The following is a 26,950-nucleotide window of genomic DNA, read 5'->3' as shown; positions in this document are numbered from 1 at the left end:
GCATGAAATTGTTAAAAAAGAGCATGGTGCTGGCGCTGCTGGCCGCCTTTACTCTGGCAAGTGGTTCGGCTCAGGCTTATGAGCAGGACAAAACCTATAAGATAACCATCCTCCATACCAACGATCATCACGGTCACTTCTGGCGCAACGATTATGGCGAGTACGGCCTCTCAGCACAAAAAACGCTGGTGGACGGGATCCGCAAAGAGGTGGCGGCTGAAGGTGGCAGCGTCCTGTTGCTCTCTGGCGGCGACATCAATACCGGCGTGCCGGAATCCGATCTGCAGGACGCAGAACCTGACTTTCGCGGCATGAATCTGATTGGCTACGACGCAATGGCGGTGGGCAATCACGAGTTTGATAACCCGATGAGCGTGCTGCGCCAGCAGGAAAAGTGGGCCAAATTCCCGTTCCTCTCCGCCAATATCTATCAGAAAAGCACCGGTGAGCGTCTTTTTAAACCGTGGATGATTTTTGACAGGCAAGGGCTGAAAATCGCCGTGATCGGTTTAACCACCGATGACACGGCAAAAATCGGTAATCCCGAGTATTTTACCGATATCGAGTTCCGCAAACCGGCGGACGAAGCAAAGCTGGTGATTGAAGAGCTGCAACAAACTCAGAAGCCGGATGTGATCCTTGCCACCACCCACATGGGGCACTATGACAATGGTGAGCACGGTTCCAATGCGCCGGGCGATGTGGAAATGGCGCGCAGTCTGCCTGCCGGGTCGCTGGCGATGATTGTGGGTGGTCACTCACAAGACCCGGTGTGCATGGCATCGGAAAACAAAAAGCAGGTGAATTACGTACCGGGTACGCCCTGTGCGCCGGATAAGCAGAATGGTATCTGGATTGTTCAGGCCCACGAATGGGGCAAGTACGTAGGACGTGCAGACTTTGAGTTTCGTAATGGCGAAATGAAGTTGGTGAATTATCAACTGATTCCGGTGAACCTCAAGAAGAAAGTCACCTACGATAACGGCAAGAGTGAGCGCGTACTCTTTACCCCGGAAATTCAGGAAAACCAGCAAATGCTCTCCCTGCTGACGCCGTTCCAGAATAAAGGTAAAGCGCAGCTAGAGGTTAAAATCGGCAATACCAACGGCCACCTCGAAGGCGACCGCAGTAAAGTCCGCTTTGTACAGACCAATCTGGCGCGTCTGATTCTGGCCGGGCAGATGGCGCGTACCAATGCCGACCTGGCAGTAATGAGCGGCGGCGGTGTGCGTGATTCCATTGAAGAGGGTGCTATTACCTATAAAGATGTGCTGAAAGTACAGCCTTTTGGCAACACCCTGGTCTATGCGGACATGAGCGGTAAAGAGCTGACGGATTATCTCACTGCGGTGGCGAAAATGAAGCCGGATTCCGGTGCTTATCCGCAGTTTGCCAATGTCGGGTTCGTGGCGAAGAACGGCGTACTGAGCGACCTGAAAATTAAAGGTGAGGCTATCGACCCGGCGAAAACCTACCGTCTGGCAACGTTAAGCTTTAACGCCACCGGTGGTGACGGCTATCCGCGCATTGATAATAAACCGGGTTATGTCAATACCGGCTTTATTGATGCCGAGGTGCTTAAGCAATTTATTGAGCAGAACTCGCCGCTGGATGCGAATGCTTACGAGCCGAAGGGTGAGGTGAGCTGGCAGTAACACTCAAGTAGATCCTCTTGTCCTGTTCCCTCTCCCCTTTGGGGCTGAGGAATCCCCACAAAAATGCGAGCACGAACGGTCCCCTCTCCTCTTTGGGGAGAGGGTTAGGGTGAGGGGAAAAAACTGCCTTCACCAATAGCGCCCTGTCTTCGCAAAAGTCGTTAATCCCGGCGGGCGATATCGGCAAACTTCGCGTCCAGCATTTTTGCCAGATCGCTCGCCGCCAGTTCAATATCCAGCCCGCGTTTGCCGCCGGAGACAAAAATAGTGGCGAATGTCTGTGAAGGGGCATCAATCAGCGTGGGCAAACGTTTCTTTTGCCCCAGTGGGCTGATACCACCCACCAGATAACCGGTTGTGCGCTGTGCCACCATCGGGTCGGCCATGTCCACTTTCTTCGCGCCCAATGCTTTCGCGACCTTTTTCAGATCCAGTTGCCCGGCAACCGGCGTCACCGCAACGGCCAACTGTTTCATATCGCCATTGACCGCAACCAGCAGCGTTTTGTACACCTGATCGGCATTCAGACCGAGCTTACGGACCACCTCGTCTCCAAAGTTTGTCTCGTTCGGATCGTGGTCATAGGTGTGTATCTGGAAAGGAACCTTGTTTTTTTCTAATAACTTAACGGCGGGAGTCATAGCAATCCTTCAAACCACAGTAATTTCACGCAGCCAGCTTACGCCCGATTTATCACGCAAAAATAGTACTATCTTGCGCAATAGTATTGGCAGTGACGAAAAGTTTGAGCGACAATCCGCTAGTCCGAAGCACGAGCTTCGGTATAACTATAAAAACTGAAATTCCTCTTTGACGGGCCAATAATCTTATTGGCCATTTTTTTGCGCTAACAGCGACGGCAAATTCCCTTCACCATACAGATGCAGCGCACCTGCGGCGACCACATAACGCCCCGGCGGTAACGCCAGCAGCCGTTCACACCAGGCGCGGTTACGCTGATGCATCAGCACATCATGCAGCGACTGACTGAACGTCGACGGTAGCGACAGCGGCTCACTGGTGGGTGGCGAGTCCAGCCACCAGCTCATCATCACCTGCAGCAGCCGCGCATTTTCACGCCAGTGGGTCAGCGTATCCTGTAACAGTTCAAGACCGCCATCCGCCAGTTGACGCAAAATTGCGACCTGGTTCTCCGTCCCTTCCAGTTCAATCACCGGCGTTGAGAACTGACGCGCCGCCTGTAGCAACTGATAATCGATGCCGTAGTCGGGGCGAAGGCCCAGCCGCTGTGCCTGCATGGCCTGTAACACCAGCGCAATATGCCAGGCGGGACGTGTTTCAAACTCACTCTGCGACAGATTAAGACCTTCGATGGTCTCTCTCAACTGGGTGAGAAGCGCGGGGCTCAGGCGTTCGGCCAGGGGTGGGCTATCGGGGATATCGGCAAAGGGTGAACCGCTGCTGGCGACATCGGCTTCGACAATCAGCGCATCGGCTTTGCGCAGTTTTTGCAGCAGTTGGGCGGGCAGGGGGGACATCCCCTGGGTACCCATATGGATGCTGCCAATCAGATGCAGATGGCGATTGCCCGACAGCGTAATATCCACCGCGGGCCATGGGTAACGGCGCGTGCGAAAAAAGCTTTTTAACCAGTCAAACAGGCCCATACGCGCTTCCTGAAATGAAAACGCCATGCTAGCGCGTAGGGGAGAAAGGTGCAATTGCCCCGCCGGATGGCGGGGCGGCCGCGGTCAGTCTTTCGGCGTAAAGCGTAGCAGGCGGTTAGCATTGCTGACCACGGTAATAGAGGAGAGCGCCATCGCGGCCCCCGCCACCACCGGGTTAAGCAGGGTTCCCGTCAGCGGCCATAAGATCCCGGCGGCAATGGGAATACCAAGCGAGTTATAGACAAACGCGCCAAGCAGGTTCTGTTTCATGTTGCGCAGCGTTGCCTTCGAAATAGCCAGCGCGTCCGCAACGCCCGTCAGGCTATGGCGCATCAGGGTGATGGCGGCAGTTTCAATCGCGACATCACTCCCGCCGCCCATGGCGATACCAACATCGGCCTGAGCCAGCGCCGGGGCATCGTTGATGCCGTCACCGACCATCGCCACACGGCGACCTTCGCGCTGTAATTTAGCAATGGCCTCGGCTTTACCATCCGGTAAAACCCCGGCAATCACTTCATCGATCCCGGCTTCTTTCGCAATGGCTTTAGCCGTAGTGGGGTTATCTCCGGTCAGCATCACCAGGCGATAGCCAGCGAGATGCAGGCGTTGCAGGGCATTGACGCTGTCTTCGCGCAGCGGATCGCGAATGGCGAGCAGGGCGGCAATTTTGCCATCAACTGCCAGCAGTACCGGGGTGGCCCCTTGCGCGGCCTGGGAGGCCATCTCGTCTTCCAGTTCGCGTACGGTAATCTGCTGTTGCGACAGCAGCGCCTGGTTGCCGAGCAGTAAGCGGCTGCCTTCTGCTTCGCCGCTTACGCCAAGGCCGCGCAACGTGCGGAAGCTCTGCACCGTCGGCAATGCCTCAGCGCCCGCTTTTTCGAGGATGGCGTGCGCCAGCGGGTGGCTTGAGCCTTGTTCCAGCGCGGCGGCAAAGCGCAGCGCCTGGTGTTCGGTAAAGCCATTCGTTGTTTTGATGGCCACAACTTGCGGTTTGCCGCGGGTCAGGGTGCCGGTTTTATCAAACACCAGCGTGTCGAGAGTGCTCGCTCTTTGCAGCGCATCGGCATCGCGCACCAGCACGCCAAACTCCGCCGCGCGACCCACGCCCGAAATGATCGACATCGGCGTTGCCAGCCCTAATGCACAAGGGCAGGCAATAATCAGAACCGTGGTGGTAATGACCAGCGTATAGACGATTTGCGGCGCCGGGCCGAAGAGATACCAGATAGCGCCGCTGAGCAGGGCTATCGCTACCACGACGGGCACAAACACCGCCGAAATTTTATCGGCCAGTTGCCCGATTTCCGGTTTACTACTTTGCGCCTGCCGCACCATGCGAATAATGCGCGACAGCGTTGTCTGGCTGCCTACCGCGCTGGCGGTAAACAGCACGCTACCGTCCTGTACCACCGTTCCGGCGTGCACGGCATCGCCAATGCTTTTCTCCTGGGGAATCGGCTCGCCCGTGAGCATGGCTTCATCAAACCAGGCATCGCCCTGGCTTATTTCTCCATCGACAGGCACCCGATCGCCGGTGGTTAAACGCAGCGTCATGCCGGGGTGAACGTCGGCGAGAGGGAGCATTTTCTCTCCCTCTTCGGTTACCACACGGGCGGTGGGGGGCGTCAGATCGAGTAATTTTTCCAGCGCTTTTGAGGACCGCTGGCGCGCACGCGCTTCCAGCATATGGCCGAGGTTGATCAAACCAATGATCATCGCACTGGCTTCATAATAGAGATGGCGTGCTTCCATCGGGAACCACTGCGGCCAGATGTTTACGCTCATCGAGTAAAGCCAGGCTGCACCGGTACCGAGCGCCACAAGGGTGTCCATGGTGGCGGTGCCGTTGGTCAGGCTTTTCCACGCGCTACGATAAAAATGGCCGCCCGCGACAATCATCACGCCCAGCGTCACCAGGCCAATAAACAGCCACAGGGAGCGGTTGGCGTCGGTGACCATCATATTGTCACCCATCATCCCCCAGACCATCACCGGTACGCCGACCAGCAGGGCGACAATGGCCTGCCAGCGAAAACGCTTCATGGTCGCGTTGGCCGTTTCCTGCTGACGTTCGCGGCGTTTTATGTCGTCTTCTATGGCTTCCGCACCGTAACCGGCACCTTCGACGGCGCTCACTAAATCCTGTGCGGAGGCGCTACCCATCACCAGCGCAGTGCGCTCCGCCAGATTGACCCGTGCCTGCGTGACGCCCGGAACCGCCTGGAGGGCTTTCTGGACGCGGGAGACGCAACTGGCGCAACTCATGCCATTGATTAACAGTTGCTTGCTGTCATCAAGGTCATCCGTTGCCGGAAGCTCAGGAGTGGCCGCTGTCAGTGCTTCCGACGGGGTTGATGACTCTGCCAGCGGTTTAGCCTTTGGGTGGCTAATGCTCGCTCCGTACCCGGCTTGTTTGATGGTATCGATAAGCGCCGAAGCGTCGGCGCTGCCGGTGATCTGCGCATGGGTAAGGGTAACGTCTGCCTGCTCAACGTCAGCACGTTGTTCCAGACTCTCTTTAACACGTTTAACGCAGTGGCCGCAGGACAGTCCGTCCAGCTCCAGCTCTGTAATGTGAGACATAATTAATTTCCTGTATGATGGGCCGTATAAAGATTGACCTGATTAATTACATGTACTAACTGTGTAACAGGTTAAACCTTCCATCAAGGGGAAGGTCAAGGGGGAAAGGTGAATATCAGTATTGTGGCGAAAAAGACCGGCTTAACCAGCAAAGCGATTCGCTTTTATGAAGATAAAGGGCTGGTGACGCCGCCGCTGCGCGGGGAAAACGGCTACCGCAGCTACACGCAGCAACACATCAATGAATTGACACTGCTACGCCAGGCGCGCCAGGTGGGGTTCAACCTCGAAGAGTGTGGCGAACTGGTGAATCTGTTTAACGATCCGGCCCGTCACAGCGCGGATGTCAAAGCCCGCACATTGCAAAAAGTGGCGGAAATTGAGCGTCATATTGTCGAACTTGAAGCGATGCGCAAGCAGCTTATGTCGCTGGCGGAATCCTGCCCTGGCGATGACAGAGCCGACTGCCCGATTATTGATAACCTTTCCGGCTGCTGCCATCACAAGGCACACGCTAAGGGTTGAGCATAAAGATCACCGTGCCGCGATACCATGGCGAGGCGGCGAGGCGCTGTTCCTCTTGCGCATCCCAGACGCCGTTTTGCACGCGTCCGACTTTAAACGGAATGCGTAACCCGGCCAGCGCAGGAAGGTAGGCGGTATAATCCTCGACGGTGTTGCGCCCCTGATAGCTTTGCACCACCAGTTCATCCACCGGCAGGGCGTTCAGCGTTTTCACGCTGCCGGTTTTCGCCCAGTCCAGCAGCCCCGTCACCCCCAGCGCGAACTGCGGCGAGAGGATTTCCCGCAACCGGTGCAGAAACTGCGCGTAATGATCGAGGCGGTGCGTGGCGGCATCAAAATCAATCTGCAGACCCGTCACGTTGTTACCGGCGGCCTGCCAGCGCAGTAACAGACGGTTCACGCGTGCCAGCATCTCATCAGAAACATCCAGCGTCGTCAGGCGCACGGTCAGCCAGATATGGGGAAACGTCAGGCGGCTAACCGGTAATCCTTTGCGTTCAAATACGGCGGTGCCTGAGAGGGCAATCACATCGCCCTGATGCAGATAGACGGTGCGGGCGTCGCGCAGTGCGTCACCTGTCTTAACGCCCGACCATAGCCAAAAATCCTGCCCATCTGCGGCATTCGCCACAGACATAAACAGGGAACTGATAAAGGCGATTACCAGTAATACTTGAGGCTTTTCGCCCATACGCTTCCTGGATAATCGCGCTTGAGTTGCAGGAACCAGGCTTTACGCACCGCTTTATCGACATCTTCGCCACCGCAATCATTGTAGCCCGATGGCGCATAGCACATCACCGCGCGGTAGAGCGCATAGCTCTTGTCTTCCGGTTCGGCCTTCGTGTCGTTAATCACCTGCTGGTACCACGCCAGACGATGTGGTTTTCCGGAAAAATCGTCCTGACGTGTGGCGACATCCAGCGCATCGTTGCCGCCACGGTCTTTCGCCAGGCTGACTTCGGTTTGCGTGGTGCGGAAAAACTCACCCAGGCAGTTAAGGGCATGGCCATCCTGCGGATTCTTACTCAGCACGCCAACGGTGTCATTCAACGATGCGCAGGCATAGGCTTTTTCCGGGTCTGTGCCTGTCCATTTAAAGACGCTGACATCCACATCGTCAAACGCTTCGCCGGGAATGGCGGCGGTGATGGCCGTGAGCAGGGATTTATCCTGTAACCAGTCGGCATAGTGGCCCTGTGCCAGATCCTGCGTCAGCAAGGTATGCAGGGCAATGGTGCGCTCTTCGTTGTTTGGCCCCTTGCCCGCCTGCTGGCGTAACAGCTCAGGAGTGGCTTTGGTTTTCAGCACCAGTGAGCGATAGCGCAGATTCGTTACGCGGCTATCGGGAGCGAAAATCTTCTCCAGCGCATTGCTGTTGACCAGCGTGGCCGCCAGCTTCGCCTGCAGTAACTGTTGTTGCTCAACATCTTTGCTGAGATCCAGCAGGTGCAGCCAGTGATCGCGTGCGGCATCCCATTGCTGCTGGCCCATCAGTGCATCGCCGTAGAGCGCCTGTTCGCTAAACGCGAGGATATTGTGCTCGGGCAGGCTCTGCGCCGGAGTAATGTCTTTCACCACCGTCGCGTAATCCTGCTTGTTGTAAGCGAGCATCAGGCGCAAATAGTTCCACAGATCGGCGCGTTTGTTTTTTTCGAAATCTGCTTTAAGGCCATCGAGATACGCCTGATCGACACAGTGGGCGTGATTTTCGCACTGATTATCGCGCATCAGCCTGAGCGTCTGGATAAAGGTCAGCAACGACGCATCGGGCGCACTTAGAAAATAGCCGTCTCCCCAGGTCAGGTCTTTGCTGAGCAACTTATTGTCGCTTTCGTTAATCAGCGCGCTCAGCGCATCGCTGTCGGCAGCCTGCGGCAGAATGTGTTCATAGAGTGTTGCCAGCGTATTCCAGTCCTGCAGATACCAGTTGATACGGCGCAGCAACCCCTGTGTTGAGTCGGCGTATTTTCCCTGCGGCCATTTTTTGAGGTAGGTATCTGCGCTGTCCCGCGCCTGTTGCGCCAGGGTTTTATCCACTTTGGTGACGTCAAAATCACCGTATTCGCCGTTGGCATTTTCACTGCTGGCGTTGAGCGCGTTACGCATCAGCATATAGCTGGCGGTTTCGGCGATCCACGGCTGCGGGTTCGTGCTAAGGGCGGTAAAGCTCTGCCTGGCTGCGGTGTAATTTCCGGCGTAAAACTGATTTGCGGCCTGCAAATAGTCACGAAACGCAGCGGCAGAGCCTTCCGGAACCGTGAGTTTGTTGAGTTCTTCCTGAGCATTGCTGCTGCCATCGACAAGCAGGCGCGTCTTCGCCAGCGTCTGACGTTGCTCGGGGGTCAGTGTTGTATCGGCCAGCAGCGCGGCGAAAAAATCCGATAGCGTATCGCTATTGAGCGACACAAAGCGGTTTTCGTTTTCGTCCTGCAACGCCGTCAGGTGAGTGATTGCCTCGGCGTCGAGGCCCAGGGTCGCGATTTGCTGGCTGAGGGGATCCTCGCCAGGCGTCGTGTCCGAGTCGTCATCCACCGGGGGATCGTAATCCAGCATATGCATGCCGAAATAGAAATCCCGGCTGCGGGTAATATCCGTCGGGACAGGCTGGCGCAGGGATGAAAAGCCTTTTTGCTCATCCAGCAGTCGCAGCAGGTTATCGCGGGTATCGTTAGCCACGCCAAGGACCGGCGGGCTGACCAGAAAACAGCCCGGGCTCGCCCAGGCACAAGAATCCATATCCATTGACGCCAGCGCAGCGCTGCTGGTGGCAAATGAGAGGCACAGGCCCAGCGTGAGGTGGCTTTTTTTCACCATCTTTCCTTGCGTATTATTACGATTATTCGACCGCAGCTTTGATGTGCAGCGTAATGCCTTCGACGGCGATAACTTCGACTTTGCTTCCTGCCGGTAAATCTGACCCGGCACTCACCGGCCAGGAGCTGTCTCCCACCCGCATGTGCCCGCGCCCGTTGACCAGCGCATTATCGAGGATAAAACGGCGGCCCACCAGTTGCTGTCCGCGCTGATTAAGCGACGCATCTGCCGGTTTCTGGTCACGTACCCGTCTGGATAGCCACAGCCACCACAGCCAGGCGGCGATAAGCGTGAGTACCGCGAAGATCACCCCCTGTAATTCCCAGCCGAACGGAACCAGCCAGACCAGCAGGCCGGTGACCACTGCCGCCACGCCGCTCCACAGCAAATAGCCGTTGCCGCCGAGCATCTCAGCGGCCAGAAGCAGGCCGCCAAGACTCAACCAGAAAATGTAGGCATGTTCAAAGAGCACGGCTATCATGATTTTTTCCGTTCACTGGTGCTGTCTTTTACCAGCTCCGCGATCCCGGCAATCGAGCCCATCAGGCTGCTGGCATCCAGCGGCATCATCACGACTTTACTGTTATTAGCAGAGCCAATTTGTTGCAGCGCTTCGGTGTATTTTTGCGCCACAAAGTAGTTAATTGCCTGCACGTCGCCCGCCGCAATCGCCTCGGAGACCATTTTGGTCGCCCGTGCTTCTGCTTCTGCCGAACGTTCACGGGCCTCTGCTTCAAGGAACGCCGACTGCCGTTCACCTTCGGCTTTGAGGATTTTGGCCTGCTTTTCACCTTCCGCTTTGACGATTTCCGCCTGGCGAATCCCTTCGGCTTCCAGGATGTAAGCACGCTTGGTACGTTCGGCTTTCATCTGGGCGTTCATGGAAGAGACCAGCTCCGCCGGTGGGCGAACATCGCGGATTTCGATACGGGTGACTTTGATGCCCCACGGATTGGTGGCTTCGTCCACGATATGCAGCAGGCGAGTGTTGATGCTGTCGCGCTGAGAGAGCATTTCGTCGAGCTCCATCGAGCCGAGCACAGTACGGATGTTGGTCATGGTGAGGTTAATGATCGCCAGTTCCAGATTGCTCACCTCATAGGCGGCTTTCGGGGCGTCGATAACCTGAATAAAACACACCGCATCGATGGTGACGTTGGCGTTATCTTTGGAAATGACTTCCTGGGATGGGATATCGAGAACTTGCTCCATCATATTGATCTTACGACCAATACGGTCCATAAACGGTACCACAAGGCTCAGACCCGGCTGGAGAGAACGGGTATAACGACCGAAGCGTTCTACCGTCCACTGATATCCTTGCGGAACGATTTTGACACCCGCGCCTACAATGACCAGCGCGACGAAGATAAGAACGGGGATGACGATGAGCATCAAATAAACCTCCTGTTTAATTTGATGTCATTCTAACCAAATTTGGGGATCTTAACAGCGCGACCCCCAAATTTAGCGGGCGGGACTAGTAAAGCAGGGAGTAGAGCTGGCGACGGTATTTCGAGGCCAGTGCATCGCCGGTACCCAGAGCGGCCAGGATCTCCTGCAACATTTTGCGCGCCTCACCGTCTGCTGCGCCTAAATCTTTACGCAGATGACTGAACAGCAGCTCCAGCGCCTCTTCATTGCGGCCAACCTGATGCAGTTGCAGCGCCAGTTGCGTTGCCAGTTGCGCATCCGCCGGGTTCTTCTCGACCTGCTCTTGCAAATGCTGAATTTCCGGGGTGTCCGCGGCTTTTTTCAGCAGCTCGATTTGCGCCACCAGCCCTTGATAGCGGGTGTCCTGATCCTGCAGCGGAATGGTTTTCAGCACCGCTTCGGCATCATCAGAGCGGTTGAGCGCAATTTGCGTCTCCGCCAGCAGCAGGCCGATTTCACTGTTCTGCTGCGATAACTGCCAGGCCTCTTTCAACAGCGGCAGCGCTTCGGCATGTTTGCCTTCTTCCATCAGTTGCATGGCCTGTTGCGCTTTTAACTCTTCTTCGCGCGGCAGGACTTTATCCAGCAGGGCGCGTATGGCCTCTTCTGGCTGCGGCCCCTGGAAACCGTCGACCGGCTGGCCGTTCTGGAACAGGTAAACCGTTGGGATCGCACGTAAACCAAACTGTGACGCAAGCATCTGCTCAGCATCGCAGTCCACCTTCGCCAGAATAAATTGCCCGTTATATTGCGCCGCCAGGCTTTCCAGCACCGGGGTCAACTGCTGGCAGTGCTGGCTACGCTCGGACCAGAAATAGAACAGCACCGGCGTGGTCATTGACTGTTCAAGCGTCGGGTGAAGGTTTGCTTCGTTAATGTTGACGATGTTCTGTACAGACATGGGTCATTCTCTGTTTAAGTGTTTATTGATACATGGGGACAGGCGCTGTGCCTTCAACTCACCCGTGTAAAATTTTATCCATTGCGCGTCCCGGCAGTATGCGTTTCAGCAGGCTTACCACCCAGGTGACGACCGTGACCGGATAACGCAGTTTGGGTTTCGGACTTTCAAAAGCATGGCGTACTTTGGCGACAACCGCCTCCGGGCCGAGGGTAAAACGTGCGGCAATACCGGGGTTTTCCACCGGTTTGTCACTCTGCGTCTGGTTGACGTTCTCCGTAAAGCGGGTGCGGATAGGGCCTGGCTCAATCAGGCTGACCTTGATGCCGCTGTGGCGCAGTTCCATACGCAGCGCATCGGACCAGGCTTCCAGGGCATACTTACTGGCCGCATAAGCGCCACGACCGGGGGTCGAAATCAGCCCCATTACCGAAGACGTCATCACAATGCGGCCTTCGCCGTGCGGGAGCATGGCGGGTAACAGGCGCATGGTGAGCTGGTGTGCGCCAAAAAAGTTGGCGGAAAACTGTTTTTCCATTTGCTCGCGGCTGATGGTAGACAGCGGGCCGTACAGGCCAAAGCCCGCGTTATTAAAAATGCCATACAGACGGTTTTCCGTCAGGGCAATGACCTCTTCAGCGGCACGTTCTACGCTTTCGGGGAGGTCGAGATCCAACAGCACGCCGGTAAATCCGGCCTGATTCATACGTGCAACATCCTCGCTTTTGCGGCAGGCCGCCAGGATGCGAAAGCCCTGACGCTTGAGTTCATGGGCGCTTTCCAGACCGATACCGCTGGAACATCCTGTTATTAAGATCGTTTTTTGCATAACTTTACCTGAAAGCGTCCCTGATAAATCAGGAGTCGTGATTAACTAATGGAGCCAACCGGGTCGCCATCCAGTCGGCAATAAAAGGCTGAGCGTCACGGTTCGGGTGGATCCCATCATCCTGCATCCATTGGGGTTTGAGATAGACCTCTTCCATGAAAAACGGCAACAGAGGAATATCAAACTCTTTGGCGAGCTTAGGATAGATGGCGCTAAATGACTCAGTATAACGGCGTCCATAGTTGGCGGGCAGCCGTATTTGCATCAGCAAGGGTTCGGCGTTTGCGGCTTTTACCGCCTGCAAAATGGTACGCAGCGTTTGTTCTGTTTGTTGGGGCGCAAAGCCGCGCAGACCATCGTTACCTCCCAGCTCAATCAACACCCAGCGAGGCTGATGCTCTTTAAGCAGCGCGGGTAAGCGTGCCAGCCCCTGTTGCGAGGTGTCGCCGCTAATGCTGGCGTTGATGACGGGCGGTTTTTGTTGCCACTTCTCGTTGAGCAACGCAGGCCAGGCGGTATTGGCCGCCATGCGATAGCCCGCGCTCAGGCTGTCTCCCAGAACCAGTAACGTGTCCGCAGCGGCGGCACGCAGGCTAAACAGAAGCAAAAACAGGAAGGCCAAATGCCAGCGGAAAACATTGTTGAAGTTCATCATCTTAAGAAGTCCGTCGGTCAGGGGGAGCATGAACTTTCCATCCTCACCGGAGTTGAGCTTGTTGTCAAACGGGCGCAAACCATCGCCCTGATTGGTGAATCAGGCTCGGGTAAGTCAACACTGCTGACGATTCTTGCCGGGCTTGATGATGGCAGTAGCGGCGAAGTGAACCTGCTGGGCCAGCCGCTTCACGCGATGGATGAAGAGGCGCGGGCAAAGCTGCGTGCCGCGCACGTCGGTTTTGTTTTCCAGTCTTTTATGCTGATCCCCACCCTGAATGCGCTGGAAAACGTCGAGCTTCCGGCGCTGCTGCGGGGAGAAAACAGCGCGCAGAGTCGTGCCAGTGCTAAAGGGCTACTGGAAGAGTTGGGGCTGGGGAAACGTCTCGATCACCTTCCCGCGCAGCTTTCCGGCGGCGAGCAACAGCGTGTGGCGCTGGCCCGTGCGTTTAATGGTCGCCCGGCGCTGCTGTTTGCCGACGAACCCACCGGCAACCTCGACAGGCAGACCGGCGATAAGATTGCTGATTTGCTCTTCTCGATGAACCAGCAATATGGCACCACCCTGATTCTGGTCACGCACGATCCTCAACTGGCGGCGCGTTGCGACAGGCGTTTACGTCTGGTGAACGGCGAACTGCGGGAGGAAGCATGATCGCCCGCTGGTTCTGGCGCGAATGGCGCTCTCCTTCATTGCTGATTGTCTGGCTGGCGCTAAGCCTGGCGGTGGCCTGTGTGCTGGCGCTGGGCAATATCAGCGATCGGATGGAAAAAGGATTAAGCCAGCAGAGCCGCGAGTTTATGGCTGGCGACAGGGCGTTGCGCAGTTCACGTGAAATTCCGCAGGCGTGGCTGGAAGAGGCGCGAAAAGAGGGGCTTAAAGTTAGCGAGCAAATCTCATTTGCCACTATGACCTTCGCCGGTGACACACCACAACTGGCAAACGTGAAAGCGGTGGATGACAGTTATCCGCTCTATGGCGACCTGCAAACCACGCCGCCTGCGGTCAAACCGCTGGCCGGAACGGTGCTGCTGGCCCCACGGCTGATGGCGCTGCTAAACCTGAAAACCGGCGACTCGATTGATGTGGGGGATGCCACGCTGCGGATCGCCGGGGAGGTGGTGCAGGAGCCAGATTCCGGTTTTAACCCCTTCGAAATGGCGCCGCGATTATTAATGAATACGGCGGATGTGGCGAAAACAGGAGCGGTACAGCCGGGAAGCCGCGTCACCTGGCGGGTAAAATTTGCCGGGACACCCGCACAACTGGAGGCCTACGAAAAATGGTTACTGCCGAAGCTTAAGCCGGAACATCGTTGGTATGGCCTTGAGCAGGATGACGGCGCGCTCGGCAAGTCATTACAGCGCTCCCAGCAATTCTTGCTGCTGTCGGCGTTGTTAACCCTGCTGCTGTCAGTCGCGGCGGTGGCTGTCGCGATGGGGCACTATTGTCGCAGTCGTTACGACCTGGTGGCCATTCTCAAAACGCTGGGGGCGAGCAGGTCGCAGTTACGCAAATTGATCATCGGCCAGTGGCTGATGGTGCTCGCGCTGGCGTCCATCACCGGTGGCGCGATGGGGCTGTTGTTTGAAAAAATCCTGCTGATCTTGCTCAAGCCGGTTCTGCCGGTGGTACTCCCTGCCGCCAGCGGCTGGCCGTGGCTCTGGTCGATTGGCGCCATGCTGGTGATTTCGTTGCTGGTGGGGATACGGCCCTGGCGCTTGCTGCTGGCAACGCAGCCTTTGCGGGTATTGCGGCGTGACGCTGTCGCGGATGTCTGGCCGCTGAAATTTTATATTCCCGTTATCAGTATCGTGTCTGTGTTGCTGCTGGCCGGGCTGATGGGGGCCAGCATGCTGCTATGGTCGGTGCTGGCGGGGGCGGTGGTCCTGGCATTGCTGTGCGGCGTAGTCGGCTGGCTGCTGCTGCGGGTAATGAAAAAGCTTACCCTCAAAACATTGCCGCTGCGTCTGGCGGTCAATCGTCTGCTGCGCCAGCCATGGTCGACGCTGAGTCAGTTATCGGCTTTCTCGCTGTCATTCATGCTGCTGGCAATGTTGCTGGTGCTACGTGGCGATCTGCTCGACCGCTGGCAGCAACAGCTTCCACCGGAAAGCCCGAACTATTTCCTCATTAATATTGCCCCGGAGCAGGTCGAACCGGTGAAAGCGTTTCTCTCTGAACACCAGGTGGTAACCCAGGCGTTCTGGCCCATCGTGCGTGCCCGACTGACGCAGATAAACGGTCAAAGTACGGAAGGGAACCCGGATGAGGCGCTGAACCGCGAATTGAATCTGACCTGGCAGGGGGCGGATGCAAACCACAACCCGGTTACCGCAGGCTCCTGGCCACCAAAACCCGGTGAGGTCTCGGTCGAAGCAGAACTGGCAAAACGCCTCAAGCTTAAGCTCGGCGACAGCGTGACCTTTATGGGTGATACCCAGGATTTCACCGCTAAAGTCACCAGCCTGCGCAAAGTGGACTGGGAAAGTCTGCGTCCCAACTTCTTCTTTATTTTCCCGCAGGGGGCGCTGGACGGACAGCCGCAAAGCTGGCTGACCAGTTTCCGCTGGCAGAATGGCAACGGTATGTTGACCCAGCTTAACCGCGAGTTTCCCACCATCAGCCTGCTGGATATTGGCGCTATCTTAAAACAGGTTGGTCAGGTGCTGGAGCAGGTGAGTCGGGCGTTGGAAGTGATGGTTGTGTTGGTCACCCTATGCGGCGTGCTGCTGTTGCTGGCCCAGGTGCAGGTGGGGATGCGCCAGCGTCATCAGGAACTGGTGGTGTATCGCACGCTCGGCGCCGGCAAGCGACTGTTACGCATCACGCTGTGGTGTGAATTTGCCCTGCTCGGGCTTGTCTCCGGGCTGGTGGCGGCGATCGGTGCGGAAACGGCGCTGGCGGTGCTGCAAACAAAAGTCTTTGATTTCCCCTGGGAGCCGGACTGGCGGTTGTGGTTAACGTTACCGCTGTGCGGCGCCGTTTTGTTATCCGCATGCGGTGGCTGGCTGGGCACACGGCTACTCAAAGGGAAAGCGCTGTTCCGCCAGTTTAACCAGTAAAACCATGTCATTTTGATTACACGTCGGTTAAATAATCGGCGTGTATTTTTTTAAGTGCACAAATTGCTAACTACCTGATTTTTAAGCGCACAAAGTACGAAAAACTCGACAACATGGCGTGCTTAATCGGCGTTAATATTCAGCTGGCAACTATTTGGCTGCTTATTAACCAAGGAAACAGCATGGCACATAAAATAAAAGCGCTGGCGATAACGATCGGCGCGGCACTGGCGATGACCTCATTTGCAACGCAAGCAGAGATCACGCTGTTGAAACAAGATCCGCAGGCGGGCGATCCGTTAAGCCGTCTGAATTTCACCGTGGGCGGCAGTATTCGTCCGCAGTTCAATATGATGACGGGAGATGGGGATAAAGGCTCTTACAAACGTAACGGCTTCGACGGCGGTACCCGTTTCCGCTTCGCCAGTGATTACTATCTGTTTGATGACATCAGTTGGATTAACTACTACGAGCTGGGCGTCAATATTCCGGCGGTGTTTGACTGGGATAACCACTATGCAAAAGGTGCCCACGACACCACGCGCCGTATGCTCTATACCGGACTGAAAAGCAAAACCTGGGGGACATTAACCTACGGTCAGCAAAACAGCATTTACTATGATGTGGTAGGGGCAAAAACCGATATCTGGGATTACGACATGATCGGTCAGGCGCCGGGTAACGGTATCAACGGCGACTATGATGGCTCTTATCGCTCACGCAATATGCTGAAATATAAGAATACGTTCGGGGATGCAGATCTTTACGCCTCATATCTGTTCGATGACAACGAATATCTGCCGGGTAACGGTCTGCGTTACAAACGTAAAGGTGGTGGCTCGCTGGGCCTGGATTACCATCTGACTAACACCCTGACATGGGGCGCGGCATGGAACTATACCCGTGCCGAAATGCGCAATCCGGGCAATGACGACAGCAAAACGTACGACCAGAATATTCTCGGTACTGCGCTGAGCTGGACACCGGATAACTGGACCTTCTCCGCTGGCGGCGGCTGGTATCAGAACTTCCTGCTGAGCAAGAAAAACACGGTTCACAATTACTTCGCGGGTGATGCGTGGGGCGTTGAATATTTCGCCGGTTATAAGATCCCGGTTAATCAGTACGCTGTGAAATCTGTCCAGCCGTACTTTATGGGCGATCGCATCGAATACGTGAATGGACGCAACTATCAGCGTATCGATAACGGTGTAGGTATCAGCTTCCAACTGGATTATGGTTTCCGCGTGGATTACGAACACGTGTTTACCTCCAGCACCGATGATCTGGGCGATATGAACTTAGTGCGTCTGCGTTACGACTTCTAAAATTCCAGGCATTTGGCTATCTGACTTGCCAGTTTGAACCCGGCAGTGCTCGAAACCCCACGTACTGCGTGTCCGTTCCGGTTTCTGCGCGCTGTCCGTGTTCAACCTGCCTGCGCCGATAACGCCAATTGACTCCGGAATTTGCGTCCTGCACTTCTGCTTAGCAAAAATCTCACTTTGCTTATCTAAAAAAAGCATAAAGGAAGGCGACTGAATTTTGCTTTTCTTTATGCTTCATCGCCTTAGCTTTGCAAAATCTCCCATCATTCAGTGACATACTTCACAACAACATGAATTTATTTCAATTACCGCTGCGTTATGTTTATGCCATCTTATCCCTGTAATGAATATGGAGCGCGCCGCGTCGACGGTGCGCCACACAGCAGACACACTTCGTTAGGGAGAATGTATGGGACGTCGTCTCGGTTTACGCGCCACCGTTGGGGCGCTACTTCTGGCATGCGGTTTATCTTCCGCGCAGGCCAATAGCGATCCGCACACCATTGTCTTCGGCGTTGCGCCGGGGCCATACGGCGACATGGTCAAACAGGCCATTGAGCCGTCACTGAAAGAAAAAGGCTACAAAGTCGTGGTGCGCGAATTCAGCGACTACGTGCAGCCGAATATGGCGCTGTCGAATGGCAGTATTGATGCCAACCTGTTCCAGCACTCGCTCTATTTCGATAAATTCACTGCGGATAAAGGGCTGAAGCTGACCAAATTGATCACCGTACCGACGGCGGGCATGGGCTTCTATTCCCACAAAATTAAAAGCCTCGATGAGCTGAAAAAAGGCGACATCGTTACGCTGTCCAATGATCCGACTAACCTGGCCCGTGGCCTGCGTTTCCTGAAATCGCTGGATCTGATCACTATTAAAGACAATATCGATCCGACCAAAGCCTCTGAACGAGATATCGCCAGCAACCCGAAAGGGCTGGTGTTTAAACCGCTGGAAGCCGCACAGTTGCCGCGTACGCTGGATAGCGCCACCGCAGCCCTGGTCAACGGTAACTTCGCTATTGCCGCTGGGCTGGATCTTTCTACTGCGATCAAGCAAGAACATCTGGATGAGAACCTCAAAAACATCATTGCGGTACGCAGTGAAGATGCGGATAAACCCTTCGCCAAAGACATTGTTGAGGTCGTGAAATCTCCGGCTTACCGTGCGGTGATTGACGATCCGAAAAATGTTTACGGTGCCTTCCAGAAACCGGAGTGGATGACTGCCGCTGATAAAAAGTAAAGGCAGCGCTGGGTTAACAGGCAGGCTGCGGCCTGCCTTTTGCTATTTGAGGGACACATGATTGAGATAGATAAGGTGTGCGTGGATTTTCCCGCCGTACGGGGAGCGAAACCCATGCGTGCCGTGGACAACGTCAGCTTGCGTATTGCGCCCGGTGAGATTTTTGGCATTGTTGGCACCAGCGGCGCGGGGAAAAGCACTCTGCTGCGTACGTTGAATGCCCTGCAACGCCCAAGTGAAGGCTGCGTCAAAGTGAACGGCGTGGCGATTTCAAAAATGGAAGGCCTGACGCTGCGTAAAGCCCGTCAGCGTATCGGCATGATCTTCCAGCACTTCAACTTGATGCATACCCGCACCGTCGCGCAAAACGTGGCGTTCAGCCTGAAAGCGGCGGGGTGGGATCGCAGCAAAATCGCCCCGCGCGTCACGGAAATCCTTGAACTGGTGGGGCTGGGCGACAAAGCAAACCGCTACCCGGTACAACTGAGCGGTGGGCAGAAGCAGCGTGTCGGTATCGCCCGCGCTATCGCTAACCACCCGGACGTATTGCTGTGCGATGAACCGACTTCGGCGCTGGATCTGGAAACCTCGGCCACCATTCTCGAACTGCTCAAGCAGATCAACGCACAGCTCGGTATCACGATCGTGCTGATCACCCATGAGATGAACGTGATCAAATCCATCTGCGATCGCGTGGCGGTCATGTCCGGCGGCAAGGTGGTAGAAACCGGCGATGTGTTTGATATTTTCGCCCATCCGCAGCATGCCTTTACTCAACAACTGGTTTCACGCACGTTGAATCTGACATTGCCGGACCGTCTGCGGGAGCACCTGCCGGGACAATTGTTGAAAATCCTGTTTATTGGCGATTCTGCTGAGCAGCCGGTTCTCTCCGATGCGGCCATCAACTTTGGTGTGGCGGTTAATATTCTGCACGGGAAAATCGAGTATATCGGTGAGCGCGCGCTCGGCATTCTGGTGGTGCAACTTACCGCAGAAGACCCGGCTGTTGTCGAACAGGCGGTAGACTACATTCGTAACCGTACCGCTCAGGTGGAGGTGATCCGTGGATAATTTACTGGCCGACTTGAGCCTCGCGTTTGGTGAAACCTTCCAGATGCTGAGCATCTCAACGGTGCTGGCGATCATCGGTGGCCTGCCGCTGGGGTTTCTGATCTTCGTGACCGACCGAAACCTCTTCTGGCAAAACCGCGCGGTCTATCTCATCAGCTCCGTGCTGGTGAACATCATCCGCTCCGTGCCTTTTGTCATCCTGCTGGTTCTGCTGCTGCCGTTAACTCAGTTTTTGCTTGGCAACACCATCGGGCCGATTGCCGCATCGGTGCCGCTGTCCGTGGCGGCGATTGCCTTCTATGCCCGTCTGGTGGACGGCGCGTTGCGTGAAGTGGACAAAGGCATTATTGAAGCGGCGGAAGCCTTTGGCGCCAGCCCGATGCGCATCATCTGCACGGTGCTGTTGCCGGAAGCCAGCGCGGGCCTGCTGCGTGGGTTAACCATCACGCTGGTGAGCTTGATCGGTTACTCGGCGATGGCGGGGATCGTGGGCGGTGGTGGTGTCGGTGACCTGGCTATCCGTTACGGTTACTACCGCTACGAAACCCAGGTGATGATTGTCACCGTGGTCGCGCTGATTGTGCTGGTGCAGGTCGTGCAGATGCTGGGCGACTGGCTGGCACAAAGGGCGGACAAGCGCGACAGGCATTGAGATGTTCCCGGATGGCGGCGTAACCGCCTGATCCGGGCAACAAGCTGAACCGTAGCCCCGGCAAGCGCAGCGCCGCCGGGGAGCCAGTCAGGCAAGTTTTGCCTGTGCCCAGGCGATGCCGCTGGCATATTCCGGCGGCAGCAGAGGCACCAGCGCTTCCAGCGTCGCGCTCAGGCGGCCGGTGTCGCTGTCATTCAGGTTAAGGTGCCCCACCTTACGGCCCGGACGCACCTCTTTGTCGTACCAGTGCAGATGCACCAGCGGCAGTTTTAACCAGTCATAATTCAAATCGCTGCCGATCAGGTTCACCATCACCGACGGGCTGTTAACCACCGGTGGCGGCAGCGGTAAATCCACCACCGCGCGCAGATGCAGCTCAAACTGGCTGATAGACGCGCCGTTTTGCGTCCAGTGGCCGCTGTTGTGCACACGTGGCGCCAGTTCATTGATCAGCAAGCCCGCCGGGGTCACAAAGCACTCCATCGCCATCACGCCCACATAATTCAGCTCGTGCATAATGGCAGAGAGCATACTTTCCGCTTGCTGTTGCTGGCGCATGTCGGCCTGCGGAAAGACCACGCTGGTGCGCAGAATACCGTCCTGATGCAGATTGTGAGTCAGCGGATAGAACACCGTGCTGCCGTCATGGCCGCGTGCGCCCACCAGCGATACCTCACCGGAAAAATTGATGCCCTGCTCAACGATGCATTCGCCATAGCAATCATCCGGCAATTGTTCCGTTTCGTCTGCACGCAGACGCCACTGACCGCGGCCGTCGTACCCGCCCACGCGGCGTTTGACAATCGCCAGCTCGCCCAGCGTATTGAAGACCGCAGGCCATTCGCTTTTGTCTGCCAGCAACTGCCACGGTGCGGTGGCAAGCTTAAGTTTGTCGAACAACTGCTTTTGCGTCAGGCGGTCGGCAATAATCGGGAACACATCGCGATTCACAAACGCCGGATGACGCGCCAGCTCGCGGGTCAGCGCGGTTTCCGGCCAGCGTTCGATCTCTGCGGTAATCACGCTCTGGGCGAACGGCACCGCTTCCGGGTCTGCATCGAGCCCTACGGGCCACACGGCGATGCTCAGCGGTTCGCCTGCCTGGCGCAGCATGCGACCAAGCTGACCGTTACCTAAAATGCAAACCTGCTTCATGCAACACCCCGTGGATCCGGGTTTTCCAGCACTTCATCGGTCTGGGCGCGACGGAAGTCGGCCAGGCGCTGATGCAGTTCGGCGTCGTGCTGGGCCAGAATTTGCGCGGCCAGCAGGGCGGCATTCGCGGCCCCGGCTTTGCCAATGGCCAGCGTACCGACCGGAATACCGCGCGGCATCTGGACGATAGAGTAGAGGCTATCCACACCGCTCAGCGCGGCGCTCTGTACTGGCACACCCAGCACCGGCACTAATGTTTTCGCTGCAATCATACCCGGCAAGTGCGCCGCGCCGCCTGCACCCGCAATGATCACCTGAAAACCGTTCTCTTCGGCGCTTTCGGCAAAGCTGAACAGTTTATCGGGGGTGCGGTGAGCGGAGACGACTTCAACGTGGTGCGGGACATTCAGGATATCGAGAATTTCGGTGGCGAACTGCATGGTCGCCCAATCGCTTTTCGATCCCATGACAATGGCGATACGCGCCGGTTGGTTAACAGAAGACATGCGTTAAGAAAACTCCTGTGGGTGTGACTACGGACAGCTTTTGAGGGCACAAAGAATAGCACGGAAAACGGGCAAGGAAAACGGTTGCGTGGCGATGAATGCTGCAATCCGCTGTTGCGGAGCATGCGCATCAGCGGTTCAAATTCTTAGAACGGAAAAGGGATCAGCTCGACGTCGTCTGCGGTCACTTTCACCATAGAGCCCTGGGTGTGCCAGGCGCCGAGGACAACGCGCATGGCGGGTTTACCGTTTGCGATAAGCTCGTGCACGTCCGGGCGATGAGTATGACCGTGAATCAGGCACTGAACCTGGTGTCTTTCCATCGCGGCAACCACTGCCTGCGGATTAACGTCCATAATGGCCAGCGATTTGCTACTGTTGGCGGCTTTGCTTCCCGCGCGCATTCTGGCTGCGATACGTTGGCGAACAAACAGCGGCAGGGCAAGAAACAGCCTCTGTAGCCAGGGTTTGTGGACTTTGGCGCGAAACGCCTGGTAGCCTGCGTCGTCCGTACAGAGCGTGTCGCCGTGCATAATCAGCACCTTGCGACCATACAGATCGAGCACTTTCTCTTCCGGCAGAAGCTGCATGCCGCTTTCGCGCGCATAGCGTTGGCCGAGCAGGAAGTCGCGATTGCCATGGATGAAGTAACAGGGCACGCCACTGTCGACCAGCGCCTTAATGGCGGCGGCGATGTCACGGTGCAGGGGAGTGGGGTCATCGTCGCCAATCCAGGCTTCGAACAGGTCGCCCAAAATATAGAGCGCGTCAGCCTGTCGGGCTGTGCCTGTCAAAAAACGCAGAAAACCGGCGGTGATCGCCGGTTCTTCTGTTTGCAGATGAAGGTCTGCGATAAAAAGTGTCGCCACGATTACTCGCTGACGGTCACGCTTTCAATCACGACATCTTCTTTCGGCACGTCCTGATGCATACCGCTGCGGCCGGTAGGAACGGCTTTGATTTTGTCTACCACGTCCATGCCTTCAACCACTTCGGCAAACACACAGTAGCCCCAACCCTGCAGGCTTTCGCCAGAGAAGTTCAGGAAGTCGTTATCCACAACGTTGATAAAGAACTGTGCAGTTGCGGAGTGCGGAGCCTGAGTACGCGCCATTGCCAGCGTGCCACGGGTGTTTTTCAGGCCGTTGTTAGCTTCGTTTTTGATCTGGTCTTTGGTTGCTTTCTGATGCATGCCCGGCTCGAAGCCGCCGCCCTGGATCATAAAGCCATTAATGACACGGTGGAAAATGGTGTTGTTATAAAAACCTTCACGGCAGTAGTCCAGGAAGTTTTTAACTGTTTCAGGCGCTTTATCATCAAAAGTTTTGATTACGATGTCGCCGTGATTAGTGTGGAAAGTAACCATTTTTGCATCCTGTTCCGGTAGAGTAGTGCGCAGACCCGACTGTGGGTCAGTGATAGTCGCTTGTTATAGCATAAGCGGGAGGTTGGATCACCTTGCAAAGTGTGCTGCTTCGGGATTGAATTACAGGTAATATATGCGTTTTTCCGTTCCACACACGTCTACATGGAATCTTCGATGTTAAAAATCTTCAATACACTGACGCGCCAAAAAGAGGAATTCAAACCTATCCATGCCGGGGAAGTCGGCATGTACGTGTGTGGTATCACTGTTTACGATCTCTGTCATATTGGTCATGGCCGTACTTTCGTGGCGTTTGATGTGGTCGCTCGCTACCTGCGTTTTATCGGCTATAAGCTGAAATACGTGCGCAATATTACCGATATTGACGACAAAATTATCAAACGCGCCAATGAAAACGGCGAAAGCTTTGTGGCGCTGGTTGACCGAATGATCGCGGAAATGCACAAAGATTTTGATGCCCTCAATATTCTGCGCCCGGACATGGAACCGCGTGCGACGCACCATATTCATGAGATCATCGAAATCACTGAACAGTTGATCGCTCGTGGTCACGCCTATGTTGCTGACAATGGCGACGTGATGTTCTCTGTGCCGACGGACCCGAACTACGGTCAGTTGTCGCGCCAGGATCTCGACCAGTTGCAGGCGGGGGCGCGCGTAGACGTCGTTGACGTGAAGCGTAACCCGATGGACTTCGTGCTGTGGAAGATGTCCAAGCCGGGCGAGCCGAGCTGGACCTCGCCGTGGGGCGAAGGGCGTCCGGGCTGGCACATTGAATGTTCCGCGATGAACTGCAAACAACTGGGCAACCATTTCGATATTCACGGCGGCGGTTCTGATCTGATGTTCCCGCACCATGAAAACGAAATTGCCCAGTCAACCTGCGCCCATGACGGCGAGTATGTGAACTACTGGATGCACTCCGGCATGGTGATGGTCGATCGCGAGAAGATGTCCAAATCGCTGGGTAACTTCTTTACCGTCCGTGATGTGCTCAAATATTACGACGCCGAGACTATTCGCTACTTCCTGATGTCCGGCCACTATCGCAGCCAGTTAAACTACAGCGAAGAGAATCTCAAGCAGGCGCGTTCAGCGCTGGAACGTCTTTATACCGCGCTGCGCGGTACCGACAGGTCTGTTGCGGCGGCCGGTGGCGAGGCGTTTGAAGCGCGCTTTGTTGAGGTCATGAACGATGACTTCAACACGCCGGAAGCCTATTCGGTGCTGTTTGATATGGCGCGTGAAGTGAATCGCCTGAAATCAGAAGATATGGCGGCGGCGAATGCGCTGGCCTCGCATCTGCGTAAGCTCTCTTCTGTACTGGGGCTGCTGGAACAGGATCCCGATGCGTTCCTGCAAAGCGGTGCGCAGGCAGACGATAGCGAAGTGGCTGAGATTGAAGCGTTGATTCAACAGCGTCTGGATGCGCGTAAAGCGAAAGACTGGGCAGCAGCAGATGCGGCGCGCGACCGTCTTAATGAGATGGGCATTGTGCTGGAAGATGGCCCACAGGGTACAACCTGGCGCCGTAAGTAATTACTACTCCTGAGGGGAACGCGATGTTCCCCTCTCCCCACAGCGGATAAGGCGGTTACGACGCCTGAGTTATCGGGACCGCCAGTGCCACAGCAAGCCCATCAGAATGAGCCCCGGCACCCACACCCACAGCAATTCCGAAATGATCACCTGATGCCCGTAAGGCGTCATATACCGCGACAGGGCAAAAGGCGCGACCTTAATCACCTGCCAGGGCGCAAAAAAGCGTTCATCTGACCACGGCCAAAGCCAGCCAACTCCTTTGCCGCCGGTGGTAATCGAATCCAGCAAACTGTGCGACAGCAATGAGACGGTCAAAAAAGCCCAGCAGCGCATCAGGCTCGCTTTAAACCAGCGTCGCCCCAGCCATGTCACCAGAATCGGCACTACAAAGGCGAATAACAGCGAATGGGTGAAGCCGCGATGACCAAACACATTGCCGTACGCCACGCCAAATTTGAATGCCAGCACATCGGCATCCGGCAACATCGCAAGGGCAACGCCTGCCAGCAATAATCCCCTGGGGATCACCTTGTTGCCCAGTCCTAATCCAAGGCAAAGTGGCACGGCGGCGTGAGTAATAACGGTTGGCATTGTCAGTCCTTGAACAAAAGAAAAGAGTATAAACGAGACGGCTTACATCGCCGGATGTGTGTTTTCTGAGAAGTCAGGGTATAAAGAAAAAAATATTTTTGCCATGCGGCAGGAAATTAACATCAGCGTTTTCTGATAGTTGCTCTGCCGTATAAGCAGGGTGATGTTATATAAAAACCGAAATACCCGCTCTGATGCGCAAGGTGACTTATCCGGCAGAGTGCGCCATGACACCTGAAAAAATGGGGGATGTGGCGAATGCTGCCGCTGTAATGCAACGCGAATGACTCAGTGCATGCATCCATTAAAAATGCGGGCCAATACTCGCTTTATTATGCGGATTCCCGCACCACCAGTTGCCCGGAAAGGGTAATCGTCTGCGTCAGCAAATCTGGCTCTTTCAGCTTACGTATAATCAGCCCCGCAGCCTGACGCCCCGCCTCTTCACTGGCCGACGAAACATAGGTAAAAGAGGGGGAGGTGAGGTTCACGTGGAGCATATCCTCGAAGCCTATCAGCGCCACCTGTTGCGTCAGAAAGACATCTTTACCGATGGTGCGCCCCACCTGATGAATACCGCTGATAGAGCCAATCACCGCGTTCGGCGAATGGCATAGCAGGGCGGTGATGGTGTTGTTTTTTTCCAGCAAATGACGCGTTGCCAGGCTGGCTGATTCAGTCGATTCACTGCAGGCGGGAGCATACTCATCGCGCAGCACCATACCGTATTGCTTGAGGGCACTATGTACGCCCAACAAACGCTGGTGGCGTACCAGGTCTTTTTCCAGACCGCCGATATAGGCGATGCTGCGATGCCCGCGTTCAATAAGATAGCGCGTGGCAAGGCTTGCGGCCTGGCGGCTATCGCGCATCACCAGATTACAGCTCTCGGCAGGCATGGACTGGGACACTACCACCATCGGCAGCGGACACTGGCTGATTTTTTCCGGTAAATGCGGATTAAGGGGATCCGAGGAGAGATATATCACGCCCGCCACGCCCTGTTGCTTAAAAGAGAGCAGGCAGCGTTCCAGGTGCTCATGATCATCCAGCGGCTGCCCCAGGAAGACCATATAGCCCTTACGTTCCAGCTCCTGGACAATGCTCGCCATCACCTTGATGGAAAAGCTGTCGCTGAAATCACGCAAGATCAGGCCAATCAGGTTCGAGGTATTGGCGCGTAGATTAGCGGCCGCGACGTTGTGCACATATCCAAGCTCATTGATAGCCGACTGAACTCTCTCGATGGTGGCATCGGAGATTTTTCCCTTTTGGCGCAGCACCAGAGAGACGGTTGAAACCGAAACGCCCGCCAGTTTAGCGACATCAATGATGCTGACCTTTTTCAATCGTGCTCCCTGAAAGTACAGAATA

At 55.8% G+C, this 26,950-nt stretch carries 25 protein-coding genes; 9 read left to right on the top strand and 16 right to left on the bottom strand.

Features of this window, described 5'->3' with window-relative positions; all coding sequences use genetic code 11:
• Positions 1-2: 2 nt before the first annotated feature.
• Positions 3-1,655 (top strand): bifunctional UDP-sugar hydrolase/5'-nucleotidase UshA, encoded by a 1,653-nt coding sequence (gene ushA, locus MRY16398_RS22150; protein WP_041852449.1) that lies wholly within the window; start codon positions 3-5, stop codon positions 1,653-1,655.
• Between the two features lie 161 nt (positions 1,656-1,816).
• On the opposite strand, the gene ybaK is transcribed toward ushA, so the two are convergent.
• The 3 genes from ybaK to copA all read right to left on the bottom strand — a co-directional run bounded on the left by ybaK (position 1,817) and on the right by copA (position 5,869).
• Positions 1,817-2,296 carry a Cys-tRNA(Pro)/Cys-tRNA(Cys) deacylase YbaK gene (gene ybaK, locus MRY16398_RS22145; RefSeq protein ID WP_041852448.1) on the bottom strand — a complete coding sequence of 160 codons (480 nt, stop codon included), beginning with the start codon at positions 2,294-2,296 and terminating at the stop codon, positions 1,817-1,819.
• Positions 2,297-2,482: 186 nt separating this feature from the next.
• Entirely contained in the window at positions 2,483-3,283 is an 801-nt protein-coding gene (locus MRY16398_RS22140; protein WP_107222586.1) for a TraB/GumN family protein, read from the bottom strand.
• An 84-nt stretch (positions 3,284-3,367) separates the two neighbouring features.
• Positions 3,368-5,869: a copper-exporting P-type ATPase CopA gene (gene copA, locus MRY16398_RS22135; protein ID WP_125125195.1), complete on the bottom strand. Its 2,502-nt coding sequence runs from the start codon at positions 5,867-5,869 to the stop codon at positions 3,368-3,370.
• Positions 5,870-5,977: 108 nt separating this feature from the next.
• Here copA and cueR point away from each other — a divergent pair, with 108 nt between their 5' ends.
• Positions 5,978-6,394 carry a Cu(I)-responsive transcriptional regulator gene (cueR, locus tag MRY16398_RS22130; protein ID WP_125125194.1) on the top strand — a complete coding sequence of 139 codons (417 nt, stop codon included), beginning with the start codon at positions 5,978-5,980 and terminating at the stop codon, positions 6,392-6,394.
• Here cueR and MRY16398_RS22125 read toward each other — a convergent pair.
• From MRY16398_RS22125 to tesA, 7 genes are all read right to left on the bottom strand, one after another.
• A complete protein-coding gene (locus tag MRY16398_RS22125; RefSeq protein ID WP_125125193.1) occupies positions 6,384-7,085 on the bottom strand; it encodes a DUF3142 domain-containing protein in 702 nt (233 codons plus the stop codon). The genes cueR and MRY16398_RS22125 overlap by 11 nt on opposite strands.
• Positions 7,055-9,211: a hypothetical protein gene (locus MRY16398_RS22120; protein WP_125125192.1), complete on the bottom strand. Its 2,157-nt coding sequence runs from the start codon at positions 9,209-9,211 to the stop codon at positions 7,055-7,057. The genes MRY16398_RS22125 and MRY16398_RS22120 overlap by 31 nt, the downstream gene beginning before the upstream one ends.
• A gap of 22 nt (positions 9,212-9,233) precedes the next feature.
• Entirely contained in the window at positions 9,234-9,692 is a 459-nt protein-coding gene (locus MRY16398_RS22115; RefSeq protein WP_041852442.1) for an NfeD family protein, read from the bottom strand.
• Positions 9,689-10,606 (bottom strand): SPFH domain-containing protein, encoded by a 918-nt coding sequence (locus MRY16398_RS22110; RefSeq protein WP_041852441.1) that lies wholly within the window; start codon positions 10,604-10,606, stop codon positions 9,689-9,691. The genes MRY16398_RS22115 and MRY16398_RS22110 overlap by 4 nt, the downstream gene beginning before the upstream one ends.
• An 85-nt stretch (positions 10,607-10,691) precedes the next feature.
• Positions 10,692-11,546 carry a co-chaperone YbbN gene (locus MRY16398_RS22105; protein WP_041852440.1) on the bottom strand — a complete coding sequence of 285 codons (855 nt, stop codon included), beginning with the start codon at positions 11,544-11,546 and terminating at the stop codon, positions 10,692-10,694.
• Positions 11,547-11,604: 58 nt separating this feature from the next.
• Positions 11,605-12,375: an SDR family oxidoreductase gene (locus MRY16398_RS22100; protein WP_041852439.1), complete on the bottom strand. Its 771-nt coding sequence runs from the start codon at positions 12,373-12,375 to the stop codon at positions 11,605-11,607.
• Between the two features lie 28 nt (positions 12,376-12,403).
• The gene (tesA, locus tag MRY16398_RS22095; RefSeq protein WP_125125191.1) at positions 12,404-13,030 is read right to left on the bottom strand and encodes a multifunctional acyl-CoA thioesterase I/protease I/lysophospholipase L1; all 627 of its coding nucleotides are present in this window, start codon (positions 13,028-13,030) and stop codon (positions 12,404-12,406) included.
• Between tesA and ybbA the strand changes: the two genes are divergently transcribed.
• The 6 genes from ybbA (at position 12,998) to MRY16398_RS22065 (ending at position 20,395) form a co-directional block, all read left to right on the top strand.
• Complete coding sequence (gene ybbA / locus MRY16398_RS22090) at positions 12,998-13,684, top strand: putative ABC transporter ATP-binding protein YbbA (RefSeq protein ID WP_125125190.1); 687 nt, start codon at positions 12,998-13,000, stop codon at positions 13,682-13,684. The genes tesA and ybbA overlap by 33 nt on opposite strands.
• Positions 13,681-16,095 carry a putative ABC transporter permease subunit YbbP gene (gene ybbP / locus MRY16398_RS22085; RefSeq protein ID WP_125125189.1) on the top strand — a complete coding sequence of 805 codons (2,415 nt, stop codon included), beginning with the start codon at positions 13,681-13,683 and terminating at the stop codon, positions 16,093-16,095. The genes ybbA and ybbP overlap by 4 nt, the downstream gene beginning before the upstream one ends.
• 182 nt (positions 16,096-16,277) lie before the next feature.
• Positions 16,278-17,423 carry a porin gene (locus MRY16398_RS22080; RefSeq protein ID WP_071195943.1) on the top strand — a complete coding sequence of 382 codons (1,146 nt, stop codon included), beginning with the start codon at positions 16,278-16,280 and terminating at the stop codon, positions 17,421-17,423.
• Positions 17,424-17,832: 409 nt separating this feature from the next.
• On the top strand, positions 17,833-18,669 hold the full coding sequence (locus MRY16398_RS22075; protein ID WP_071195801.1) for a MetQ/NlpA family ABC transporter substrate-binding protein: 837 nt from the start codon (positions 17,833-17,835) through the stop codon (positions 18,667-18,669).
• 57 nt (positions 18,670-18,726) lie between these two features.
• The gene (sfbB, locus tag MRY16398_RS22070) at positions 18,727-19,743 is read left to right on the top strand and encodes a virulence-associated ABC transporter ATP-binding protein SfbB (RefSeq protein ID WP_071195800.1); all 1,017 of its coding nucleotides are present in this window, start codon (positions 18,727-18,729) and stop codon (positions 19,741-19,743) included.
• Positions 19,736-20,395: a methionine ABC transporter permease gene (locus MRY16398_RS22065; RefSeq protein WP_041852434.1), complete on the top strand. Its 660-nt coding sequence runs from the start codon at positions 19,736-19,738 to the stop codon at positions 20,393-20,395. Before sfbB ends, MRY16398_RS22065 begins: the two co-directional genes overlap by 8 nt.
• Positions 20,396-20,482: 87 nt before the next feature.
• On the opposite strand, the gene purK is transcribed toward MRY16398_RS22065, so the two are convergent.
• The 4 genes from purK to ppiB form a co-directional block, all read right to left on the bottom strand.
• The gene (gene purK / locus MRY16398_RS22060) at positions 20,483-21,550 is read right to left on the bottom strand and encodes a 5-(carboxyamino)imidazole ribonucleotide synthase (RefSeq protein ID WP_125125188.1); all 1,068 of its coding nucleotides are present in this window, start codon (positions 21,548-21,550) and stop codon (positions 20,483-20,485) included.
• A complete protein-coding gene (gene purE / locus MRY16398_RS22055) occupies positions 21,547-22,056 on the bottom strand; it encodes a 5-(carboxyamino)imidazole ribonucleotide mutase (protein WP_041852432.1) in 510 nt (169 codons plus the stop codon). Before purE ends, purK begins: the two co-directional genes overlap by 4 nt.
• Positions 22,057-22,202: 146 nt before the next feature.
• Positions 22,203-22,925, bottom strand: coding sequence for a UDP-2,3-diacylglucosamine diphosphatase (gene lpxH, locus MRY16398_RS22050; RefSeq protein WP_079498654.1), 723 nt, complete (start codon positions 22,923-22,925; stop codon positions 22,203-22,205).
• 2 nt (positions 22,926-22,927) lie between these two features.
• On the bottom strand, positions 22,928-23,422 hold the full coding sequence (gene ppiB, locus MRY16398_RS22045; protein WP_041852430.1) for a peptidylprolyl isomerase B: 495 nt from the start codon (positions 23,420-23,422) through the stop codon (positions 22,928-22,930).
• Between the two features lie 174 nt (positions 23,423-23,596).
• Here ppiB and cysS point away from each other — a divergent pair, with 174 nt between their 5' ends.
• Positions 23,597-24,982, top strand: coding sequence for a cysteine--tRNA ligase (gene cysS, locus MRY16398_RS22040; protein ID WP_041852429.1), 1,386 nt, complete (start codon positions 23,597-23,599; stop codon positions 24,980-24,982).
• Between the two features lie 69 nt (positions 24,983-25,051).
• On the opposite strand, the gene MRY16398_RS22035 is transcribed toward cysS, so the two are convergent.
• Together MRY16398_RS22035 and malI are read right to left on the bottom strand one after the other, a co-directional pair.
• Positions 25,052-25,576 (bottom strand): metal-dependent hydrolase, encoded by a 525-nt coding sequence (locus MRY16398_RS22035; protein ID WP_125125187.1) that lies wholly within the window; start codon positions 25,574-25,576, stop codon positions 25,052-25,054.
• Positions 25,577-25,908: 332 nt separating this feature from the next.
• Positions 25,909-26,925 (bottom strand): Mal regulon transcriptional regulator MalI, encoded by a 1,017-nt coding sequence (gene malI / locus MRY16398_RS22030; protein WP_071195796.1) that lies wholly within the window; start codon positions 26,923-26,925, stop codon positions 25,909-25,911.
• Between the last annotated feature and the right edge of the window lie 25 nt (positions 26,926-26,950).

It is taken from the genome of Phytobacter sp. MRY16-398 (assembly GCF_003925915.1).
In the GTDB taxonomy this organism is placed as follows: domain Bacteria; phylum Pseudomonadota; class Gammaproteobacteria; order Enterobacterales; family Enterobacteriaceae; genus Phytobacter; species Phytobacter diazotrophicus.
This window is presented reverse-complemented; position numbering and strand designations above follow the sequence as displayed.

Excerpts from the sequence above, each read along its gene's own strand:
- ushA (WP_041852449.1), top strand. The coding sequence starts at position 3 with ATGAAATTGTTAAAAAAGAGCATGGTGCTGGCGCTGCTGGCCGCCTTT.
- ybaK (WP_041852448.1), bottom strand. The coding sequence starts at position 2,296 with ATGACTCCCGCCGTTAAGTTATTAGAAAAAAACAAGGTTCCTTTCCAG.
- MRY16398_RS22140 (WP_107222586.1), bottom strand. The coding sequence starts at position 3,283 with ATGGGCCTGTTTGACTGGTTAAAAAGCTTTTTTCGCACGCGCCGTTAC.
- copA (WP_125125195.1), bottom strand. The coding sequence starts at position 5,869 with ATGTCTCACATTACAGAGCTGGAGCTGGACGGACTGTCCTGCGGCCAC.
- MRY16398_RS22125 (WP_125125193.1), bottom strand. The coding sequence starts at position 7,085 with ATGGGCGAAAAGCCTCAAGTATTACTGGTAATCGCCTTTATCAGTTCC.
- MRY16398_RS22120 (WP_125125192.1), bottom strand. The coding sequence starts at position 9,211 with ATGGTGAAAAAAAGCCACCTCACGCTGGGCCTGTGCCTCTCATTTGCC.
- MRY16398_RS22115 (WP_041852442.1), bottom strand. The coding sequence starts at position 9,692 with ATGATAGCCGTGCTCTTTGAACATGCCTACATTTTCTGGTTGAGTCTT.
- MRY16398_RS22110 (WP_041852441.1), bottom strand. The coding sequence starts at position 10,606 with ATGCTCATCGTCATCCCCGTTCTTATCTTCGTCGCGCTGGTCATTGTA.
- MRY16398_RS22105 (WP_041852440.1), bottom strand. The coding sequence starts at position 11,546 with ATGTCTGTACAGAACATCGTCAACATTAACGAAGCAAACCTTCACCCG.
- MRY16398_RS22100 (WP_041852439.1), bottom strand. The coding sequence starts at position 12,375 with ATGCAAAAAACGATCTTAATAACAGGATGTTCCAGCGGTATCGGTCTG.
- ybbA (WP_125125190.1), top strand. The coding sequence starts at position 12,998 with ATGCCAGCGGAAAACATTGTTGAAGTTCATCATCTTAAGAAGTCCGTC.
- tesA (WP_125125191.1), bottom strand. The coding sequence starts at position 13,030 with ATGATGAACTTCAACAATGTTTTCCGCTGGCATTTGGCCTTCCTGTTT.
- ybbP (WP_125125189.1), top strand. The coding sequence starts at position 13,681 with ATGATCGCCCGCTGGTTCTGGCGCGAATGGCGCTCTCCTTCATTGCTG.
- MRY16398_RS22080 (WP_071195943.1), top strand. The coding sequence starts at position 16,278 with ATGGCACATAAAATAAAAGCGCTGGCGATAACGATCGGCGCGGCACTG.
- MRY16398_RS22075 (WP_071195801.1), top strand. The coding sequence starts at position 17,833 with ATGGGACGTCGTCTCGGTTTACGCGCCACCGTTGGGGCGCTACTTCTG.
- sfbB (WP_071195800.1), top strand. The coding sequence starts at position 18,727 with ATGATTGAGATAGATAAGGTGTGCGTGGATTTTCCCGCCGTACGGGGA.
- purK (WP_125125188.1), bottom strand. The coding sequence starts at position 21,550 with ATGAAGCAGGTTTGCATTTTAGGTAACGGTCAGCTTGGTCGCATGCTG.
- purE (WP_041852432.1), bottom strand. The coding sequence starts at position 22,056 with ATGTCTTCTGTTAACCAACCGGCGCGTATCGCCATTGTCATGGGATCG.
- ppiB (WP_041852430.1), bottom strand. The coding sequence starts at position 23,422 with ATGGTTACTTTCCACACTAATCACGGCGACATCGTAATCAAAACTTTT.
- cysS (WP_041852429.1), top strand. The coding sequence starts at position 23,597 with ATGTTAAAAATCTTCAATACACTGACGCGCCAAAAAGAGGAATTCAAA.
- MRY16398_RS22035 (WP_125125187.1), bottom strand. The coding sequence starts at position 25,576 with ATGCCAACCGTTATTACTCACGCCGCCGTGCCACTTTGCCTTGGATTA.